A 20,090-nucleotide genomic window follows, 5' to 3' on the forward strand; every position below is an offset into this window, starting at 1 on the left:
TTAATTTCCGCTTAAGCGAAATAATTACTCTTTAAAAAAATTAATAGTAACAGTATCTCTTATTCCTAATCCCATTAAGCTACTTGCGCTACCAACGGTTTGGTTGTTACTTTTATATATCGCAATTTCTAGGTAGTTAGAGCTGTTAAAAACCACCAGACCACGTCCTTCGTCATTACGTTTGTCTTCGGGCGTTTCAAAATTAACAATATCACTATATTTATTTTGTATTTTTTTAAACTTATAGTTTCTAGCAGAGACCTCATAAGGGCGTCCTTTTTGAAGTGTTTCAAAAAAGTTTTTTCTAATATTAGTCACTACATTACCGTAATTGTCAATATATATAATACTTCCAATAATTTGGGTTTGTTCCTCATTAACGTAAGGGACTAAGTTTTTAATTGGCTTTATATTGCTAATCGCTTTTCCAATAACTTCTAATGTACCACCTCGCGCAATATGACAGGCCACTTTTACAAAAACATCTAATACCGGAAAACTAGTTTCTATTTTGTCATGTATATTAATTTCGACTAATTTAGAAGGTGCAATTTCATTGGCAATCATACTCATTATTCCATTGTTTGCACAGATAAAATAATGCTCGTCCAATTCTACCGCAATATGTTTGTTTTCAGGGTTTATTTCTGAATCAATTCCAATAACATGAATAGTTCCTTTTGGAAAGCTACTGTATGCATTTTGAATAATGTATGCAGCTTCTGCACTATTAAATGGTGAGACAGAATGAGAGATATCAACAATTCTTACTTCAGGTAATTCACTATAAATAGCTCCTTTTATTGCGCCAGCAAAGTGATCTTTCTCTCCAAAATCTGTGGTAAGCGTTATAATTGGCATGTAGTATTGTTGATATTTTTTTAACCTTAAACACACAAAAATTGTGTAAGTTTGTTAGATACACAAAACTAATAAAATTGTACAGACTAATTTAATAAATCCACGCTTTTGAAAGAAATAATTATTGAACTAGAGGAGATCTCTCCAAAAGAGTTTTTTGGAACAGGAAACGAGAACATAACACTTTTAAAAAAATACTTTCCAAAACTTAAAATAATTGCGCGCGGAAGCAAAATTAAAGCCATTGGTGATGCGGAGCTTTTAGAAGAATTTGATCGTAGAATGACTATGTTGATTAAGCATTTTTCTAAATATAATGCTATTGATGAAAACGTTATTGAACGTGTATTGACCAGTCAAAGTAGTGACGATTATAAGACTTCAGAAAAAAGTGGAGAAGTTTTAGTACATGGTGCTAACGGAAAACCAATTAAAGCTATTACAGCCAACCAACGTAAAATGGTGGAGCTGATGCGTAAAAACGATATGGTTTTTGCTATTGGACCAGCCGGTACAGGAAAAACATATACTGGTGTTGCATTAGCTGTTAAAGCCTTAAAAAATAAAGAAGTTAAACGTATCATATTAACTAGACCAGCAGTAGAAGCAGGAGAAAATTTAGGGTTTTTGCCAGGAGATTTGCAAGAAAAATTAGACCCTTACATGCAGCCTATTTATGATGCTTTGCGAGATATGATACCTGCGGAAAAATTAGCACATTATATAGATAACGGAACCATACAAATTGCACCATTAGCATTTATGCGTGGACGTACATTGGATAACGCATTTGTTATTTTGGACGAAGGTCAAAACACAACACATGCACAGATGAAGATGTTTTTAACCAGAATGGGTAAAAATGCTAAGTTTTTGCTAACTGGTGATCCAGGACAGATAGATTTACCACGTCGTACCATTTCTGGTTTAAAAGAAGCGTTGCTTATTCTAAAAGGGGTAGAAGGTGTTGGAATGGTTTTTCTTGATGATAAAGATGTTGTACGTCATAAATTAGTTAAGAAAATTATTGAAGCATACAAGAACATCGAGAATGTAGATTAGATTTTTAAAAAAATATAAAATAAATAAATTACCAGATTAAGTAATGAGTAATACAATAATAGATACCAATTTTAACTTCCCGAATCAGAAAAGCCTTTACAAAGGAAAAGTTAGAGCAGTTTATAATATTAATGACGAAGAATTGGTCATGATTGCAACAGATAGACTTAGTGCGTTTGATGTGGTAATGCCAAAAGGAATTCCTTATAAAGGACAAATCCTTAATCAGATTGCGACTAGCATGATGAAAGCGACTGAAGATTTGGTGCCAAACTGGTTAACGGGTACTCCGGATCCAAACGTTGCTGTTGGGTATTTATGCGAGCCTTTTAAAGTAGAAATGGTAATACGTGGTTACATGTCTGGTCATGCTGCACGCGAGTATAAAGCAGGGAAACGTATGCTTTGTGGCGTTGCAATGCCAGAAGGGATGAAGGAAAACGATAAGTTTCCGGAGCCTATTATTACGCCTGCAACTAAAGCAGAAATGGGTGATCATGATGAAGATATCTCTAGAGAAGATATTTTGAAAAAAGGAATTGTTAGTGAAGCCGACTATAGTGTGTTAGAAGATTATACACGTAAATTATTCCAAAGAGGTACTGAAATAGCTGCTTCACGAGGATTAATTTTAGTAGACACTAAATATGAATTTGGTAAAACTAAAGACGGAAAAATTGTTTTAATTGACGAAATCCATACGCCAGATTCTTCTCGTTATTTTTATACAGAAGGTTATCAAGAGCGTCAGGATAATAACGAAGCACAAAAACAGCTGTCTAAAGAGTTTGTAAGACAATGGTTAATTGCTAATAATTTTCAAGGTTTAGAAGGTCAAACTGTACCTGTAATGTCTGATGAGTATATTGAAACGGTATCAGAACGCTATATTGAATTATACGAAAATATTATGGGGGAACCTTTTGTAAAAGCAGAGGTGTCTAACATACAAGAACGTATTGAAACTAATGTTTTAGCCTATTTGAAATAAGACTTAATTATTTAAGTTTAATAATAGCTGATATCCTTATTTATAAGAAATAAGAATATCAGCTATTTTATTTAAGTCTGGTTCGTTTATTTCTGTTTGTGGAGCTAACGGAAATGTTTGCTGTCCTGGACGACTTACAAAAGCAGCTCTCCAGCCCGCCCAAAGTGCGCCTGCAACATCCCAACCATGTGCAGCAATAAGCATACACTCTTCTGGTTTTACATTCATTTTTGTTGAAGCCCAATTATAAACATCTGTAAAAGGTTTAAATTTCCCCACAGATTCAATGCTTAATAGCGCGTCAAAATAAGAAGTTAAACCAACGTTTTCAAATTTGTTTTTTAAGCTTTCTTTATTAGAGTTAGTTAATGCAACTAAAGTATAACCTTCTTTTTTTAATTCAGATAAGGCTTCTTTAACTTCTGAATGAGGTGGTAAATTTTGCATCGCATTTACAATAATATCTCGTGCTTTGTCTTCTGGAATATTAATATCCTGATTGGCAGCTACCATTTGCAATGCAGCAGCACCAATATGTCCAAAAGGCTCATAACGCCCACTAGCAGATACCACTAATGAATACTGTAGCATTGTAGTAAACCATAATGATAACAACGCTTCGTTTCCGCCTAAAGCGTCACCAACTTGTTTTTTCATTATCGTCAAATCTAATAAGGTTTCGTTTACATCAAAAAACAAAACTTTAGGTCTGGTTTTAGTACTCATTTTTTATAGATTTTTGAAATAAATAGATATTTAAAAAGACTAGTAGTAAATAGGAAATAGGCATTACTGGAGGTTTAAACTCCAATGGTAACACGTTTGCAGGCACATCAGGATGTAAATGCGTATAAACAGCAACTAACATCATTATTATTACTGTTAAGTTTCCTAAATAAAACAAATTTTTAGTCAATCTCTGACTTAAAGTAGTGCTTTTAAATGCTAAAAACAAGAGTAATAGTCCAACCCCAATTTCGCTAAATTTAACCACGTATTGCATTAAATCTGGAAAAGGAAAGCCAATACCTGTAAGATGCTTGTAAATAAACGTTTTAAAAGGCTCTTTCAATTTGGCTAATCCTGGTATTAACATTATAAGACCTAGAATACCTGTTATAATTTTTACTGATTTGGTCATTATTTCATCTGTTATTTTAATTTACGTAAAGCAGTTACTATCTCAGAAACTTCTGCACGTTTGGTATAATCAGCATCTAAAAACGCATATTGTATAATTCCATTTGTATCTATAACGTAGGTTGCTGCTAGTGGTAATTGGTTACTAGCGTCTCCATTTTTTTCATTTAAACCAAAACCATTATTATAAATAGTGGCTACTTCTGGAGTTAATTCAAATACAACACCATAATTTTTACCAATAACATTACCAACATCACTTAATACAGAAAATTCTAAATTGTTTTTTTCAGAAGTGTTTAATGAGTTGTCCGGTAACTCCGGTGTTAATGCCAAAAGTGTAGCACCTGCAGTTTTAATTTCAGGTAATTTATCTTGTAAATAGTGTAAAGTAATATTACAATACGGACACCAACCACCTCTATACCATGTTAACACAACAGGACCATATTTTAATTGGTCATATAAAGATACGGTCTGATTTAGTTGATTTTTTAATGAAAAGTCTAGTGCTTTATCACCAACGTTTAAAGCGGTATCTAGGATTCCTGAATCGGAAACACTAGCAATACCATCAGCGTAAATTTTCTTTTTCTCCTCAGTAAATTTTGAAGCACCGTCTTGACGCTTAACATCTAATAAGGCATCTAAAGGTCCTGTGTTTTTTGTGGTATCCATAGTATTGTGATTTTATAATTAAATATTATTGTTCAGCGATTAATTCTGAAAGCACTTGTTTAAAGGTATCCACAGGTTGTGCGCCTGTAACTGCACTTTTTCTATTAAAAACAATAGTTGGCACAGAATTTACGCCCATGTTTTTCCAATAGTCTTGTTTTGTTCTTACTTCTAAGCGCGCGTCTTCATTGTCTAGTTTAGCTAAAGCTTCGTCAGCATCTAAACCAACTTCTAACAATGCAGCTCTTAAAACATCATGTTTAGAGACATCTTTACGATCACTAAAAAACGCTTTAGTAAGTGTCATTTTTAGTTCTGTTTGTTTTCCAAAATCTTTTGCATATTCTAATAAAACGTGTGCATCAAAAGTGTTGACCATACGCATGTCATCAAAATAATCGAAAGTAAACCCTAATTCTGCCCCAACTTCCGTCATGTGTTGTTTGGACTGATTTTGTTGTTCTATTGTAGAGCCATATTTTTCTGTAATATGTTCGTTTACATTTTGACCTTCGGCAGGCATGTTTGGATTTAACTCAAACGGTTGCCATTCTATTTCTACTTTATCTTCAACACCAAGTTCTTTTATTGCTTTTTCTAAGCGTTTGTATCCAATGGTACACCAAGGACATACAACGTCAGATACGATATCTATTTTAAGTTTTTTTGTCATAATTAAAAAGTTACTAGGTTACTAATTTGAAGTTGTCCCTCAACGTTACTATAATTTTTGACATCATCAGCAAACGTTTTTGCATGAGGTCCAAAAGCAGCTTGAAAAGCAGCAACATCATCAAATTTTAAATGTGCAATAGCGACATAAGGAGCAGGTTCTCCCGGAACTCTGCTAGCAATGCCTAAGTCTAGTTCTAAACCTTTTAAGGCATCACCAAGTGCATTAACAATCATTGGTAAATGACTGTTAGTGTAGTAATCAGAATCAAACGTGACGTCTTTACCGTTTGGGTACATTACAGATACTTTTATCATAATATGTTTTTTATAAAATTAGTAAACCTTCTGTAAAAGTAACAGAAGGTTTACAGCTATTTATTAGTAATAAAGGGATTACCTTATTTTTTCCAAGCAAAAGCTTTGAAAGCATCATCAACAGGTGTGTTGGCAATGTGGTTTGTATAGTTACTAATTACTTTTTGAGATAACCCTAAAATAATTTCTAATACTTGTTGCTCACCATATCCAGCAGCATAAAAAGTAGTTAAATCTTCTTGCGTTACATTACCACGGTTTCTAACAATTGTTAATGCCATTGTGCGTAAAGCTTCTAGTTTAGGATTTTCTAAAGCTGTTTGGTTACGTAAAGCTTCTGTGATGGCATCATCAACTTTCATCATTTTTGCAATTCCTGTGTGTGCAGGGACACAATAATGACATCCGTGTTCAACATTTATTGCTTGCCATACCACAGTCAATTCTTCTTCATTAAAAGATGTTTGTGTAAATAACTCATGTAATTGTTGGTATGCGTCTAATAATTGAGGTGCTCCAGCTAATACGCCATGTAACCCAGGAATCATTCCGTAAGCCTTTTGAGACTTTTCTAATAATGGTTTTGCTTGTTCAGGAGCAGATGCAATGTTGTGAATTTTTAAAGTTGTCATAATTATTTTTATTAATTGTTTGTTAATTTTTCTAAACGTTCGTTTAGTTATTGTTTAAAAAAAATGATTTTAAATTGTTTTAAAAATCATTTCTATATAATCTTCTATTTCTTGTTTTGTATTTACCCTTGACGCAGCAGCTAATCCGTGCTTTGCTAAAAGTAAAAAGTTAGCTTGTTTTAATATTGTCGCTTCGTCTTTATTGCTATCCAATGCTAACTTTTGGATAATAATATCTTTTAGATTAGCCATAAAAGCAGTCATTTGTGCTTTGACTAATTCATCTTCAGTTTCAGAAAATTCATTATACGTGTTTGTTACTAAACAACCTTTTATATTGTCGCTTTTAAAACTAGAACTTACAGAATCGTAAAAAAATTGTTTGATGTCTTCAACACCTTGTGTTCCGTTTTTTAACTTTTCTAAAGTCACACTGACTTTTACTTTGTATTGTTTTAGGCTTTCTAAAAATAAACCATGTTTACTTTCAAAGCTAGAGTAGATGGAAAACTTATTAATGCCCATTGCTTTTTCAAGCATCTGCATAGATGTGTTTTCGTAGCCATTACGCCAAAACAATTGCATTGCTTTGTCAACAACTTCCTCCTCTATATATTGCTTTTTTCTAGCCATTATTTTTAATTACACGACAAAACTAACTAATCGGTTAGATATAATAATACACTTTAACATTTATTTAGTTTTTAGCTTTTTATAAAAGCGTCTTATCTTATTGTAAATATAAGTATTGGTTTTTACGTAATAAAATGAAATAAAGCAAACAACCACTATAAACACTATCGCTCCAAGGATGGCTTGGGTTGGATTTAAACTCTTGTATAAAAAGTGTTTTAAGCTTAAACCTGTAAAACTACCGTAGATAATCATAAAATGAATCACATAAATAGATAATGTTTTTTGTCCTATTTTAGTAATTATAGCTTGTTTAAGGTACGTTTCAAAAGTGTAGAATACGCCAAAGATCACTAATACATTACCTAGTCTACTAAACAAATAATTGTAGTTAGCACTTTTATTAAATAACGGAATATCAAACAGATTATCTATAAGTTTTAAACCCGCACTGGAAAAGAATATTAATGCCAAACCAACAACCAGAAAACCAATAATTTTTAAAGGTTTGTAGTTGTTTTTATGTCCAAACTTGAAAAATAATACCGCAATAAAGCCACCAAAAGCAACAAAGCCAAACCATGGAATAATAGTAAACACAGAGCCATTTTGCTGGCTTATATAATTAACAAAAAGGATTGGTGCATCCGCTAGATTTAAAGTACGGTACAACGGTTCAGAAACAAAAATACCACACCCTAGAATTAAGAAGAGTAGTGCTAAAACCCATTCGTTTTTAAAACTAATTTTATATAATAAGATTAAAATTAGTAGCGATAACCCTATGCATTGCAGGACATCCACTTGTAGGAAATTCATGTTAACTTTACCATACATCAAGCTTAAAAACGAGAATCGTAAGGCATAACCTAATATAATAAGCAATAGCCCGCGATTAATTCCTTTTTTAATTCGCTCGCGTTCTGTGCCTTTTTCTTTAGCTTTTAATAATAAAAATACAAAGACTAATCCTGTAATTGTAAAAAAGGTAGGTGCGGTAATCCCTCTAAAATAGGCCCATACATTGTAAACCGTATTAGAGGTGTCTCTATAAATCGGGTTTAAAAGCGAATCTATAAAATGACCTTGTAGCATCATTAGTATAGCAAAAGCTCTAACAGCATCAAGAAAAAATAGTCTGGTTGGTTTCAAGTAGTAATATTTGTTAGTCATGTAAAGATAATAGTTATATTTAAAGTCTAAAACTTTAGAATAATATGTACGATAAAATAAATGAGTGGGTTGGAGATTTTGCTTCTTTTGTTTGGGGTTTACCTTTACTAATTTTATTAATTGGAGGTGGATTATACCTATTGATATTATCTAAATTTTTACCATTTAGGTATTTGGGACATGCCATACAAGTCCTTCGTGGTAAGTATGATAACCCAGAAGATACCGGAGAAATCACTCATTTTCAAGCCTTGACAACTGCGTTATCCTCGACCATTGGTATGGGGAATATTGCAGGAGTAGCAGTGGCAATTTCTATTGGAGGGCCAGGCGCTGTATTTTGGATGTGGATTAGTGCAATAGTAGGGATGTCTACCAAGTTTTTCACCTCAAGTTTAGCTATAATGTATCGTGGTAAGGATAGCGAAGGTAATACCCAAGGTGGTCCAATGTACTTTATAATGGAAGGATTAGGTAAAAACTGGAAACCGTTAGCTATGTTTTTTAGCGCCTGTGGATTAATAGGTGCATTACCCGTTTTTAATGTCAATCAATTAACGCAAGCCATCAACGATATTGTCTTAAAACCTAACGGAATTACTGTAAATTTTACCTCAAATTTAATCATAGGATTGGTATTAGTAACTATTACTTCAGTGGTTATTTTAGGGGGGTTAAACCGAATAAGCAAGGTGGCATCTAAACTAGTACCTAGTATGGTATTACTATATTTTGTGTTGATACTTATTATTTTGTTCGCTAATGCGGAAGTCGTGCCAACTTATTTTAAATTGATTTTCACAGATGCTTTTGCAGCAGAAAATTATAAAGGAGATGCTTTTTTAGGAGGTCTTTTAGGTGGATTGATAGTTTTAGGTATCCGACGTGGTGCATTTTCAAACGAAGCAGGTATAGGTACAGCGCCTTTAGCGCACGGTGCAGCAAAAACTAACGAGCCTATTCGCGAAGGTTTAGTAGCCATGTTAGGACCCGCGATAGATACATTAATTGTATGTACACTTACTGCTTTAGCTATTTTAGTAACTGGTGTTTGGGAAACCACAGATGCTAATGGAGTTAGCTTAACAGCAAAAGCATTTAGTAGTGCAATGCCACTTTATGGTAAGTATCTATTGTTAATATGTATTGTTGTGTTTAGTGTATCGTCACTGTTTTCGTATTCTTATTACGGAAGTAAATGTTTATCCTTTTTAATAGGAGATAAAAACAAACACTACTACAATTACTTTTATATTGTCAGTATTATTTTAGGAGCAACAACATCTTTAGCTTTAATGATTAATTTAATTGATGGTGTTTTTGCATTAATGGCAATTCCGACAATGACAGCAACTTTAATCTTATCGCCAAGAGTAATAAAAGCAGCAAAAGATTATTTTAAGAGGATGAAAGAGGCAAAACAAGTTTAAGCTTTATTTACGGACGCCTTAAATTGTTGAGGCGTCATTAGTTCCATTTTTTTAAATTGTCTATTAAAGTAACTGGTATTATTAAAACCAGATTTAAAGGCAATTTCAGACATTCTAAAATCTTTAGATTCTTTAATTAGCTTTTTAGAAAATTTAATCTTTTCAGAATTTATATAATCAATAGGAGAGATGCCTAAGGTGTTTTTAAACTGTTTATGGAAGTGCGATGTGCTCATGTAAGCTTTTTTAGCCAGCAGATCAACACTAATATCTTTATCAGTTAAGTTGTCTTTTATATATTTAATAACGGTGCCTATTCTGGTGTCGTTAAAAACCTGATTAGGATCATTAATTATTAAAGACTTGGCTTTGGTTTGTAATAGCCTAACAATTAATTCTTGAATCATTAAATCCAACAACACATCCTTAGATTTATTATTGTTTGTAAAAGTGTAAGTCAAGCGTTCTATTAAATGATTAACATCTGTGTTATTTATTAAGTGTGATGTGGTTTCATTTAAATCCCAAGTATTATTCTCATTTTCAATAGCGACTTGTTGATTAAATTTTTCAACAACCTCATCAATTTTAAAGGCATCAATTCCCAAAGCTAAACATTGTGTTGGGTTATTTTGTGTTGCATTTGGAAAGTCAATAACCATTTCTTTATTAGAAGGCATAACTACAGATTCGCCTGGAAAAAAATCAAAAGGATCATAACCATCAATATGCATAACTTTTTGGCCAGTTAACATGCTTGCTATAATTGGAAAATTAAATGTCAACGAGACTTTTTCCGCGAAAGCGTGTGTCTCATAGATATTAAGTTCTGCATAGTCGGCACTATAAGTCGTTCTGTTTTCTACTAAAGTGGTTAGTTTTCTGGTGTTTAGATGTTGATTTAAAAGCGGTTTCATAGTCAATATTACAAAATTTTAGTCAGCAGATCTGTTAATAAGAGATATGTTCACAATTATGATAAATACGTGCAATAAACTTCGGATTTGATAAAATAACTTTATCAAAACTAAAGATAATATATTTTTTAGAACATAAAATTATCTAATTACTAATTTAACATCAATTTATATGAGTTATTCTAAACCTAAGTTTAAAGAGAAATATGCTAATTTTATTAATGGAAAATTTGTCGCTCCTATTGGTGGGCAATATTTTGAGAATACCTCACCAATTGATAATAGTTTAATTGCAAAATATCCGCGTTCTCAGAAAGAGGATGTCGAGCTGGCTTTAGATGCTGCCAATGCTGCCAAAGAAGCTTGGGGAAATACCTCAGCAACGGAGAGAGCCACGTTATTAAATAAAGTAGCCGATATTATTGAAGCAAATTTAGAGGAGTTTGCAGTTATGGAAACCTGCGATAATGGTAAGCCTATCCGTGAAACTTTAAATGCAGATGTCCCTTTAGCAATAGACCATTGGCGTTATTTTGCAGCGTGTATTAGATCTGAAGAAGGAAGTGCAACCGAGTTAGATCAAAATACATTATCCATGAATATTAAGGAGCCTTTAGGTGTTATTGGTCAAATTATACCATGGAATTTTCCGTTATTAATGTTGTCTTGGAAATTACCGCCAGCATTAGTAACAGGTAATTGTGTGGTTTTAAAACCTGCAGAACAAACACCCTCTACAGCAACATTATTAATGGAGAAAATTGCAGATGTCTTCCCTCCAGGTGTTATAAATATAGTACATGGTTTTGGGCCAGAAGCCGGAAAACCATTAGCGTCAAGCGCGAAAGTGGATAAAGTAGCCTTTACAGGGGAAACAACAACAGGGCAATTAATTATGCAATATGCTTCTAAAAACTTGAATCCTGTAACGATGGAATTAGGTGGTAAGTCGCCAAATGTTTTCTTTAACTCTGTTATGGATCATGACGATGCCTTTTTAGATAAAGCTATTGAAGGTGCGGTATTATTTGCTTTTAATCAAGGAGAAGTTTGTACTGCACCTTCTAGAATATTGGTTCAAGAAGATATCTATGATGCGTTTATGAAACGCGTTGTGGAGCGCACAAATGCCATTATACAAGATAACCCATACGATGTAAATACAATGGTTGGGGCACAAGCTTCTAAAGATCAACATGAGAAAATACAATCGTATTTTAAAATAGGTAAAGACGAAGGTGCTAAAGTATTATCCGGGGGATCTGCAAATAATCTAAGTGGTAATCTAGCAAATGGGTTTTACATAAAACCAACCTTATTAGAAGGTCATAATAAAATGAGAGTCTTCCAAGAAGAAATTTTTGGACCGGTAGCTTGTGTGACTAAGTTTAAAGATGAGGCTGAAGCGATTGAAATTGCTAATGATACGCTTTACGGACTTGGAGCAGGCGTTTGGACTAGAGATGCACATCAATTATATCAAATTCCGCGTGCAATAAAAGCGGGTCGTGTTTGGGTAAACTGTTACCACGCGTATCCTGCGCATGCACCATTTGGAGGTTATAAAAAATCTGGATTTGGTAGAGAAAATCATGTTATGATGCTAAACTACTATCGTCAAACTAAAAACATGTTAATCTCTTATGATAAAAACAAATTAGGGTTCTTTTAGTAGTTATTTAGAAACGTTTTATTAATAGCACAAAAGGCTGAGTTTAGTTAATTCAGCCTTTTTTAATACATTTAAGTTATGGAAAGAGTAGCAATTACAGAAGCCGCAATAGCGGTTTTGGAACAACTAAAAGCAAAACATGGCGATTTAATTTTTCATCAAAGTGGCGGGTGTTGTGACGGGTCTGCGCCTATGGTTTTTGAAAAAGGCGATATGTATCTAGATGAAAGCGATGTGTTGTTAGGAACGCTAAAAGGCGTTAATTTTTATATGAATCAAGATCAATTTGAATATTGGAAGCACACACACCTTACTGTGGACATAACAGAAGGTCGTGGTGCTAGCTTTTCTTTAGAAATCCCTTTAGGACTTCGGTTTTTAATTCATTCTAGATTATTAACTACAGAAGAGGAGGCTTTTTTTAATAGCTGATTTCACATAGGTATTCCTATTTTAATAATATAAGCTCTAAAAATCAATGATATTGTTGGTTTTAGGGCTTTTTTTTAGGGTAATAATTAATTATTTAACAATTTGGTTTTTATTTTATTGCTAAATTGATATATTTATGCTAAATTAATATACATGACTGTAGATTTATGTCCCAATTGTGGATCAGACCATTACATTAAAAGCGGAATTGTTAACGATAGACAGCGTTATAAGTGTAAAAAATGCAACTATTTTTTCTCTGTTAATAAGATAGGTAAGAAGATAGATGATTACTACGTTAACAAGTCACTGCAACTATACCTAGAAGGATTGACTTATCGAGAAATCGAACGCATTTTAGGGATCTCTCACGTCAGTATCATGAATTGGGTGAAAAAGTACAATATTAAACGTCCTTATAATTCTAATTACCATCCAACCTATAAGATTTTAAACGCTACAGAACTGGGTATTTATTTTAGTAATGCTCAAAATATTAAGGGTGCAGGTGTTGTTGTTACTGAACTAGGGGATAAATTTATGTTGATTAAATGGGAGCGTTTTAAAGATTAGTATAATAAATTAACAGATAAATATATTAATTTTCTGTTAACACATTGTTTTTAAGAGCTTAGTAGTGCACACAAAACCAATTAACTACTAATTAATCCTTTAAACAATGAAAAAACAAACCCTATTATTGGCAGGACTCTTTTTAATGTCCTTTCAATTAATGACCGCTCAAGGCTCTCCCGATTATGATGGAGGTCTTAAGTTTAAGTTTAACGAAGATGGTTCTAAATATCTTCGGCTTATTTCTTGGGCGCAAGTCCAAGCTAACTATAATACAGACGATACATTTGATGCAAACGGAAACGAGAACAGTAAATTAAATTTTAATTTACGTCGTGCTCGTATTTTAATGTTTGCACAAATTAATAAAGACTTTTTAATCGTAACACACTTTGGATTAAACAGTTTAACAAGTTCTACATTAAGTCCAACGGGAAAAGGAGATGGTTCTCAACTCTTTTTTCATGATGTTTGGGCACAATACAATTTAGGTAAAGACCATACTGTTGGTGGTGGTTTACATTATTTTAATGGTATTTCAAGACTAAATAATCAAAGTACACTTAATATGATGACGTTGGATAACAACCGTCAATCTTGGGCAACCATTGGTTTATCCGATCAATTTGCGCGTCATTTAGGTGTTTTTGCAAAAGGTAAATTTGATAAGCTTCAATATCGTGTCGCGATTAATGACGCTGCGGTATCAACACTAGACGGTCGCACAGCAGTTGCTGGTGGAGACGCAGTTTATAATGGTCGTGCTACTTTAGGATCTAAAGATGCGGGTAAAACATACGCCGGTTATTTTGATTATAATTTCTTAGATCAAGAATCTAATTTTCTGCCGTACAAAGTAGGAAGTTATTTAGGAGGAAAAAAGATTTTTAATGTTGGAGCAGGGTTCTTCTTGCATCCAAAAGGATCTGTAATTGATACTGGTACAGCATTAACACCAAACTTAGAAGGTGAGGATATTTCAATCTTTGCAGTAGATGCTTTTTATGATGCGCCACTTGGTGATAATGGAAGCGCAATAACGGCTTATGCGGTCTATCAAAATAGCGATTACGGTAAAGATTACTTATACAGTGCTTATGGTACTGGAAGTATGATTTATGGTCATGTTGGTTATGTCTTTAAAGGCGATGTTACAAAAACAAGATTTCAACCTTATGTAAGTTACGGTACGCATAGTTATGATGCTGTAGGTGATGACAGATCTATATTAGGTGTTGGTGTTAACGCTTATATGAGTGGACATAATTCAAAATTAACTTTAGAATATAAAAACCAAGAATTTGGGGCTTTAGATGCAAATACTATTTCGCTTCAAGCTATGATTTATCTATAAAAACTAACAACTATGAGTGATAAACAAAAACACGCGTCAGCGTATTGGAAAGAAAATATTAAATATTTGGCTATACTTCTTGTCATATGGTTTGTGGTATCCTTTGGATGTGGCATTTTATTTAGAGAAGAGTTAGATCAATTTAGACTTGGAGGCTTTAAACTCGGTTTTTGGTTTGCCCAACAAGGATCTATATATGTATTCGTGATTTTAATTTTCGTATACGTAAGATTAATGAACAAACTAGATAAAAAATACGGTTTTGACGAGTAGTCTAAACTAATAACTTAAAAAATAAGATATTATGAGTGTACAATTTTGGACATGGTTATTAGTAGGAATTACTTTTGCCTTATATTTTGGAATAGCAATTTGGGCCCGAGCAGGCTCAACTAAAGAGTTTTATGTTGCTGGTGGAGGTGTTTCTCCGTTAGCAAATGGTATGGCTACAGCAGCCGATTGGATGAGTGCAGCCTCCTTTATTAGTATGGCTGGTATTATTTCCTTTTCAGGATATGATGGCTCAGTTTATCTTATGGGATGGACTGGTGGTTATGTACTGTTAGCGTTATTATTAGCACCTTACCTGCGTAAATTTGGTAAGTTTACAGTGCCAGATTTTATTGGAGATAGATATTACTCAAACACAGCAAGAACAGTAGCAGTAATTTGCGCATTAATTGTATCATTTACATATGTTGCAGGTCAAATGCGTGGTGTAGGAATAGTATTTTCTCAATTTTTACAAGTAGATATTAATATAGGTGTTATCATTGGGATGACGGTTGTTTTAACTTTTGCTTTATTGGGAGGAATGAAAGGTATCACATACACACAAGTCGCACAATATTGTGTCTTGATTTTCGCTTTTATGGTGCCTGCATTTTTTATCTCTTTACAAATGACAGGAAATATTATTCCTCAAATTGGAATGGGAGGTAAGGTTGAAGGTGGTGCCTTTCTATTAGATAAATTAGATTTATTACATACAGAACTTGGATTTAACGAGTATACCAGCGGAACAAAATCCACTTGGGATGTTTTTGCAATCACATTAGCTTTAATGACTGGTACTGCAGGATTACCGCACGTAATTGTACGTTTCTTTACAGTGCCAAAAGTAAAAGATGCCCGTAAATCTGCTGGTTATGCTTTATTTTTAATTGCTATTTTATATACAACAGCGCCTGCAATTGCAGTATTTTCAAGAACTAATTTAATTGAAACGGTTAGTAATAAAGAATATAAAGAAATTCCAGAATGGTTTAAAAACTGGGAAAACACTGGGTTAATAGCATGGTCTGATAAAAATGGAGATGGAAAAATCCAATATGTTGCAGGTGATGCCTTATCAAGTAAAAAACCAATATATACAGATGCTAGAGGTGCAAGTGGAGAACGTATCGTGTCTAATGTTAGTGATGCTTCAAACGAGCTTTACGTAGATAGAGATATTATGGTATTGGCAAATCCAGAGATTGCAAACCTACCAAATTGGGTTATTGGATTAGTGGCAGCCGGAGGATTGGCAGCAGCACTATCTACAGCAGCAGGATTGTTGTTAGTAATTTCGACATCTGTGTCTCACGATTTAGTTAAAAAACAATTGAAGCCGGATATTTCTGATAAAGACGAATTGAAAGTCGCAAGAATCGCCATTTTTGTAGCCATCTTAATTGCGGGGTACTTTGGTATTAATCCGCCGGGATTTGTCGCAGCGGTCGTCGCACTAGCATTTGGTCTAGCAGCAGCGTCCTTTTTTCCAGCTATTATTTTAGGAATATTTGATAAGCGTATGAATAGCGAAGGTGCTATTTCAGGAATGGTTGTCGGTATTGTTTTAATGTTATTCTACATGATGAAATTTAAACTCGACATGTTTGGTGGTGGTACAAAAGAAGATTGGTGGTTTGGTACATCTCCAGAAGGATTTGGTACTATAGCAATGATTTTAAATGTTGTGGTGTCACTTGTGGTATCGCGCTTAACACCTGCGCCACCTCAGAATGTACAAGATATGGTTGAAAGTATAAGAATCCCTTCAGGAGCTGGAGAAGCTCAAGATCATTAAGGCATTGAGTTCGGTCTTTAATCGTTTTTAGCTTTCGCTAAAAATTAAAGAACTTAATTTTAATTTAGTTAGTATGCAAATCAGCATTACATTTATGTAGTGCTGATTTCTTATATTAGTAAAATAAACTAAATTCTGTTGCTCAAATCATGTCAGACTGAGCTAGGTGAAGTCTAATCAATAAATCTATTTAGATAATAATTTCCAATGAAAAAACGCCACGAACAAAAGCTAGTTGTATTATCAATAGCATTATGTTTAATTTTTAATGTCCCATTTATCTTAGTCTTTAATTTTAAAGGTGCTATTTTTGGTATTCCAACCTTATATTTTTCAATATTTTCAATTTGGTTAGTATCTATCGTTATTTCATATATCGTATTAAAACGTCACTATGAATAACTACGCACTAATTGCCATAATTGTAATTTATTTAGCGGTGTTATTTTACATTGCTTTTCTTGGTGAAAAAAAGAAACAAAGCAAATGGGTTAACAATCCCTACGTATATACACTGTCTTTAGCGGTGTATTGCTCTGCATGGACGTATTACGGAAGTGTTGGTATTGCGGCAAATTCAGGAATTAATTTTTTACCAATTTATTTAGGGCCAGTTATAGCAGCGCCTTTGTGGATTGTTGTGCTTCGGAAGATTATAAGGATTTCTAAACAACATAAAATTTCAACTATTGCCGATTTTATTTCCCTACGTTACGGAAATAGTCGGTTTCTTGGAGCGTTAGTGACCATAGTCTGTTTGTTTGGAACCTTGCCATACATTTCATTACAATTAAAAGCAGTTTCCGAAACGTTTGAAATTATGTCTGACGATACTAGTTATGTTTCTACAACTGTAATTGACGATTCTACTTTTTACGTCGCTTTATTGTTAGCGATATTCGCTACTTTTTTTGGGACACAAAATGCGGATGCTTCCGAAAAGCATAAAGGAATTATTGCTACTGTGGCTTTTGAGTCGGTTTTAAAACTAGTATTCTTTTTGGCTATTGGCGTTTATGTGACCTATTACTTGTTTGATGGGACTACAGATATTTATAATCAGATTTCAAAAACTGAAAATTTTAAACAACTCACCACGCTTAGTGGTGTGGAGGATGGTTTTAACTGGTTTTTCTTAATAGGATTGTCTTTTATGGCAATATTTTTATTACCGAGACAATTTCAGGTTTCGGTTTTAGAAAACAACAGAGAAAAACATCTTAAAAAGGCTATTTGGTTGTTCCCTTTGTATTTATTATTATTTAATCTGTTTGTTATTTTTATAGCTTGGGCAGGTAAAATCACGTTTGGATCGACTCAGAATGCAGAATATTACTCGTTATTATTACCATTAGAAAATGGGAATTCGTTTTTAGCAACATTAGTTTTTCTAGGTGGTTTTTCCGCTGTAATATCAATGGTTATTGTGTCCACTTTGGCGTTGTCTACTATGGTGAGTAACAACTTGATTATTCCTTATGGGTTTTTAGATAAGTTTATAAAAAATCAACCAGAACGAAACTCTAAGTACATTAAGAATATCCGTCGTATTTCTATTTTTACAATCATTATTACAGCCTATTTTTTCTATGTGTTATTCTCAAAAGAATTATCGTTGTATTCTATTGGATTAATATCGTTTGTTATTATTTCGCAATTAGCGCCTTCCTTTTTTATAGGATTATATTGGAATCGAGGGGCTTCTAAAGCAGCAATTATAGGGATATTAGTCGGTTTTTTTATAGCGGTGTATACATTAGTGTTACCCTTTACACTTCAAGCTTACACAGGTACAGATGATTTTACGCAACTTGGTTTGTTCGGTATTTCAGCTTTAAAACCTTATGCATTATTTGGTATTGATTTTTTAAGTCCGCCTGCACATGCTTTTTTCTGGAGTATTACTTTTAACATGTTGTGCTATGCGGTGTTTTCATTAACCTCAAAAGGAAATTACAGAGAGCGTAATTATGCTGAGATGTTTGTGGATAGTAATAACTTTACGACACTTCAGGATAATGCATTGGTTTGGAAAGGAGAAGCTTACGTCTCCGATATTAAAAGTGTATTAATTCGGTTTTTAGGTGAAAAAAGAGCCACTCGTGCACTGACTATATTCTTCACTAAATACAAATTACCTCAAGACACACAATTAGCGGATGCTAGATTAATTAATTTCTCAGAAAAATTGTTAACAGGAAGCATTGGTTCGGCTTCAGCCAAAATATTAATTGCCAGCGTAGTCAAGGAAGAGCAAATTAGTTTAGTCGAAGTATTAAAGATTTTGGAAGAGTCTAAAGAAAATATCGTCAGTAATAAAGTATTAATAGAAAAATCAAATGAATTATCTCAGCTATCTTCAAAGTTAAAAGATGCTAATGATGAATTAATAAGTAAAGACAAGCAAAAAGACGAATTTTTAGACACTGTTGCGCATGAGTTAAAAACACCAATTACTGGTATTAGAGCTGCAACAGAGCTTTTGATGGATGAAGACGATGATATGCCACAAGACATTAAGGCACAGTTTTTAAAAAATATCCTTCAAGATTCCGATCGTTTAGGACGCTTAATACATAATATCCTTGATTTTGAAAAGTTAGAAACAGGGCGTTTGCACTTGGATTTACAATATCAAGATATCCAGAAAACAATACACAAGGCTACTAGTAGTATTTCTCAGATTGCAGCTAAAAAAGACGTTAAAATAGTTAATAAAAACCCACATGCGTTTATCACTAATTATGACGAGGATCGTATTCTGCAGGTATTAACCAATTTACTGTCTAATGCCATCAAGTTTTGTAATCCAAAAACAGGAGTTATTGAAATAGATTATAAGCTAGGGAATCAAACGATAGAAATCTCTGTAACAGACAATGGTAAAGGAATTCCGGAAGAAGATCATAAGTTTATTTTTGATAAATTTTATCAGTCAAAACACCAAAATACCATCAAACCACAAGGCAGTGGATTAGGTTTAGCAATTACAAAACAAATTGTAGAAAAGCATAACGGGAAAATTTGGGCAAAAAAAGACGTTAAAAATGGCGCAATGCTTGTTTTTACCATACCTTTTAAGTAAATTGTTGTCGTAAAGTATGAAGAAGAAAATTTTAATTGTTGACGACGAGCCAAATATTGTCATGTCGTTAGAATACACTTTCAAAAAACAAGGTTTTGAAGTGTTTATTGCAAGAGATGGAAGTGAGGCTTTAGAGATATTAAAACATCATATTCCTAACGTGGTTTTGTTAGATATTATGATGCCAAACGTTGATGGTTTTCAAACCTTAACGCAAATTAAAAATACAGATAGTTTAAAGGATACCAAAGTGGTGTTTTTAACTGCAAAAAATAAAGCTTCAGATATTGAAAAAGGTTTAAAACTTGGAGCAGATAAGTATTTAACAAAACCTTTTTCAGTAAAAAAAATAGTTTCAGAAATATTGGAACTAGTGACTTAAAACAGTTTTTTAAG

Annotated in this window: 22 protein-coding genes; 12 read left to right on the top strand and 10 right to left on the bottom strand. The window is 33.3% G+C overall.

The genetic code is table 11. From position 1 onward, the window contains the following. Window positions 1-24: 24 nt before the first annotated feature. Window positions 25-861 carry an SAM hydrolase/SAM-dependent halogenase family protein gene (locus ACZ2G2_RS12310; RefSeq protein WP_090838724.1) on the bottom strand — a complete coding sequence of 279 codons (837 nt, stop codon included), beginning with the start codon at window positions 859-861 and terminating at the stop codon, window positions 25-27. A gap of 108 nt (window positions 862-969) precedes the next feature. On the opposite strand from ACZ2G2_RS12310, the gene ACZ2G2_RS12315 reads away from it, so the two are divergent. Next, a complete protein-coding gene (locus tag ACZ2G2_RS12315) occupies window positions 970-1,923 on the top strand; it encodes a PhoH family protein (protein WP_090838722.1) in 954 nt (317 codons plus the stop codon). Between the two features lie 43 nt (window positions 1,924-1,966). After that, complete coding sequence (locus ACZ2G2_RS12320) at window positions 1,967-2,914, top strand: phosphoribosylaminoimidazolesuccinocarboxamide synthase (protein ID WP_470392409.1); 948 nt, start codon at window positions 1,967-1,969, stop codon at window positions 2,912-2,914. Between the two features lie 36 nt (window positions 2,915-2,950). Here the strand turns inward: ACZ2G2_RS12320 and ACZ2G2_RS12325 are convergent, their stop codons facing one another. From ACZ2G2_RS12325 to ACZ2G2_RS12360, 8 genes are all read right to left on the bottom strand, one after another. After that, window positions 2,951-3,640 (bottom strand): haloacid dehalogenase type II, encoded by a 690-nt coding sequence (locus ACZ2G2_RS12325; RefSeq protein ID WP_470392411.1) that lies wholly within the window; start codon window positions 3,638-3,640, stop codon window positions 2,951-2,953. Continuing rightward, window positions 3,630-4,055, bottom strand: coding sequence for a hypothetical protein (locus ACZ2G2_RS12330; RefSeq protein WP_470392412.1), 426 nt, complete (start codon window positions 4,053-4,055; stop codon window positions 3,630-3,632). The genes ACZ2G2_RS12325 and ACZ2G2_RS12330 overlap by 11 nt, the downstream gene beginning before the upstream one ends. 11 nt (window positions 4,056-4,066) lie before the next feature. Beyond that, window positions 4,067-4,732: a peroxiredoxin-like family protein gene (locus tag ACZ2G2_RS12335; RefSeq protein ID WP_470392414.1), complete on the bottom strand. Its 666-nt coding sequence runs from the start codon at window positions 4,730-4,732 to the stop codon at window positions 4,067-4,069. 25 nt (window positions 4,733-4,757) lie between these two features. After that, complete coding sequence (locus ACZ2G2_RS12340) at window positions 4,758-5,405, bottom strand: DsbA family oxidoreductase (protein WP_470392416.1); 648 nt, start codon at window positions 5,403-5,405, stop codon at window positions 4,758-4,760. Window positions 5,406-5,407: 2 nt separating this feature from the next. Then, complete coding sequence (locus ACZ2G2_RS12345) at window positions 5,408-5,722, bottom strand: EthD family reductase (RefSeq protein ID WP_090838712.1); 315 nt, start codon at window positions 5,720-5,722, stop codon at window positions 5,408-5,410. Between the two features lie 83 nt (window positions 5,723-5,805). After that, a complete protein-coding gene (locus ACZ2G2_RS12350; protein WP_470392418.1) occupies window positions 5,806-6,354 on the bottom strand; it encodes a carboxymuconolactone decarboxylase family protein in 549 nt (182 codons plus the stop codon). Between the two features lie 69 nt (window positions 6,355-6,423). Then, a complete protein-coding gene (locus ACZ2G2_RS12355; RefSeq protein WP_470392420.1) occupies window positions 6,424-6,987 on the bottom strand; it encodes a TetR/AcrR family transcriptional regulator in 564 nt (187 codons plus the stop codon). A 60-nt stretch (window positions 6,988-7,047) separates the two neighbouring features. Then, window positions 7,048-8,160: a heparan-alpha-glucosaminide N-acetyltransferase domain-containing protein gene (locus tag ACZ2G2_RS12360; RefSeq protein WP_470392422.1), complete on the bottom strand. Its 1,113-nt coding sequence runs from the start codon at window positions 8,158-8,160 to the stop codon at window positions 7,048-7,050. Between the two features lie 44 nt (window positions 8,161-8,204). Here ACZ2G2_RS12360 and ACZ2G2_RS12365 point away from each other — a divergent pair, with 44 nt between their 5' ends. Next, window positions 8,205-9,590, top strand: coding sequence for an alanine/glycine:cation symporter family protein (locus ACZ2G2_RS12365; protein WP_090838706.1), 1,386 nt, complete (start codon window positions 8,205-8,207; stop codon window positions 9,588-9,590). Here ACZ2G2_RS12365 and ACZ2G2_RS12370 read toward each other — a convergent pair. Then, window positions 9,587-10,507, bottom strand: coding sequence for an AraC family transcriptional regulator (locus ACZ2G2_RS12370; RefSeq protein ID WP_470392424.1), 921 nt, complete (start codon window positions 10,505-10,507; stop codon window positions 9,587-9,589). The genes ACZ2G2_RS12365 and ACZ2G2_RS12370 overlap by 4 nt on opposite strands. Before the next feature lie 172 nt (window positions 10,508-10,679). Between ACZ2G2_RS12370 and ACZ2G2_RS12375 the strand changes: the two genes are divergently transcribed. The 9 genes from ACZ2G2_RS12375 to ACZ2G2_RS12415 all read left to right on the top strand — a co-directional run bounded on the left by ACZ2G2_RS12375 (window position 10,680) and on the right by ACZ2G2_RS12415 (window position 20,076). Beyond that, a complete protein-coding gene (locus tag ACZ2G2_RS12375) occupies window positions 10,680-12,179 on the top strand; it encodes an aldehyde dehydrogenase family protein (RefSeq protein WP_470392425.1) in 1,500 nt (499 codons plus the stop codon). 78 nt (window positions 12,180-12,257) lie between these two features. Beyond that, entirely contained in the window at window positions 12,258-12,611 is a 354-nt protein-coding gene (locus ACZ2G2_RS12380; protein ID WP_470392427.1) for a DUF779 domain-containing protein, read from the top strand. Window positions 12,612-12,764: 153 nt separating this feature from the next. Beyond that, entirely contained in the window at window positions 12,765-13,184 is a 420-nt protein-coding gene (locus tag ACZ2G2_RS12385; protein WP_157823377.1) for a transposase-like zinc-binding domain-containing protein, read from the top strand. A 106-nt stretch (window positions 13,185-13,290) separates the two neighbouring features. Next, window positions 13,291-14,538, top strand: a complete 1,248-nt coding sequence (locus ACZ2G2_RS12390) for a hypothetical protein (protein ID WP_470392428.1) — start codon at window positions 13,291-13,293, stop codon at window positions 14,536-14,538. A gap of 12 nt (window positions 14,539-14,550) precedes the next feature. Then, window positions 14,551-14,811, top strand: a complete 261-nt coding sequence (locus ACZ2G2_RS12395; RefSeq protein WP_090838695.1) for a DUF4212 domain-containing protein — start codon at window positions 14,551-14,553, stop codon at window positions 14,809-14,811. Window positions 14,812-14,842: 31 nt separating this feature from the next. Beyond that, complete coding sequence (locus tag ACZ2G2_RS12400) at window positions 14,843-16,609, top strand: sodium:solute symporter family protein (protein ID WP_101018938.1); 1,767 nt, start codon at window positions 14,843-14,845, stop codon at window positions 16,607-16,609. A gap of 207 nt (window positions 16,610-16,816) precedes the next feature. Beyond that, on the top strand, window positions 16,817-17,011 hold the full coding sequence (locus tag ACZ2G2_RS12405) for a hypothetical protein (RefSeq protein WP_470392430.1): 195 nt from the start codon (window positions 16,817-16,819) through the stop codon (window positions 17,009-17,011). Continuing rightward, window positions 17,004-19,694 carry an ATP-binding protein gene (locus ACZ2G2_RS12410; protein WP_470392432.1) on the top strand — a complete coding sequence of 897 codons (2,691 nt, stop codon included), beginning with the start codon at window positions 17,004-17,006 and terminating at the stop codon, window positions 19,692-19,694. Before ACZ2G2_RS12405 ends, ACZ2G2_RS12410 begins: the two co-directional genes overlap by 8 nt. Window positions 19,695-19,710: 16 nt before the next feature. Next, window positions 19,711-20,076 carry a response regulator transcription factor gene (locus ACZ2G2_RS12415; RefSeq protein ID WP_028283086.1) on the top strand — a complete coding sequence of 122 codons (366 nt, stop codon included), beginning with the start codon at window positions 19,711-19,713 and terminating at the stop codon, window positions 20,074-20,076. The last annotated feature ends 14 nt before the right edge of the window (window positions 20,077-20,090 follow it).

This window comes from Olleya sp. KKT75 (genome assembly GCF_055635485.1).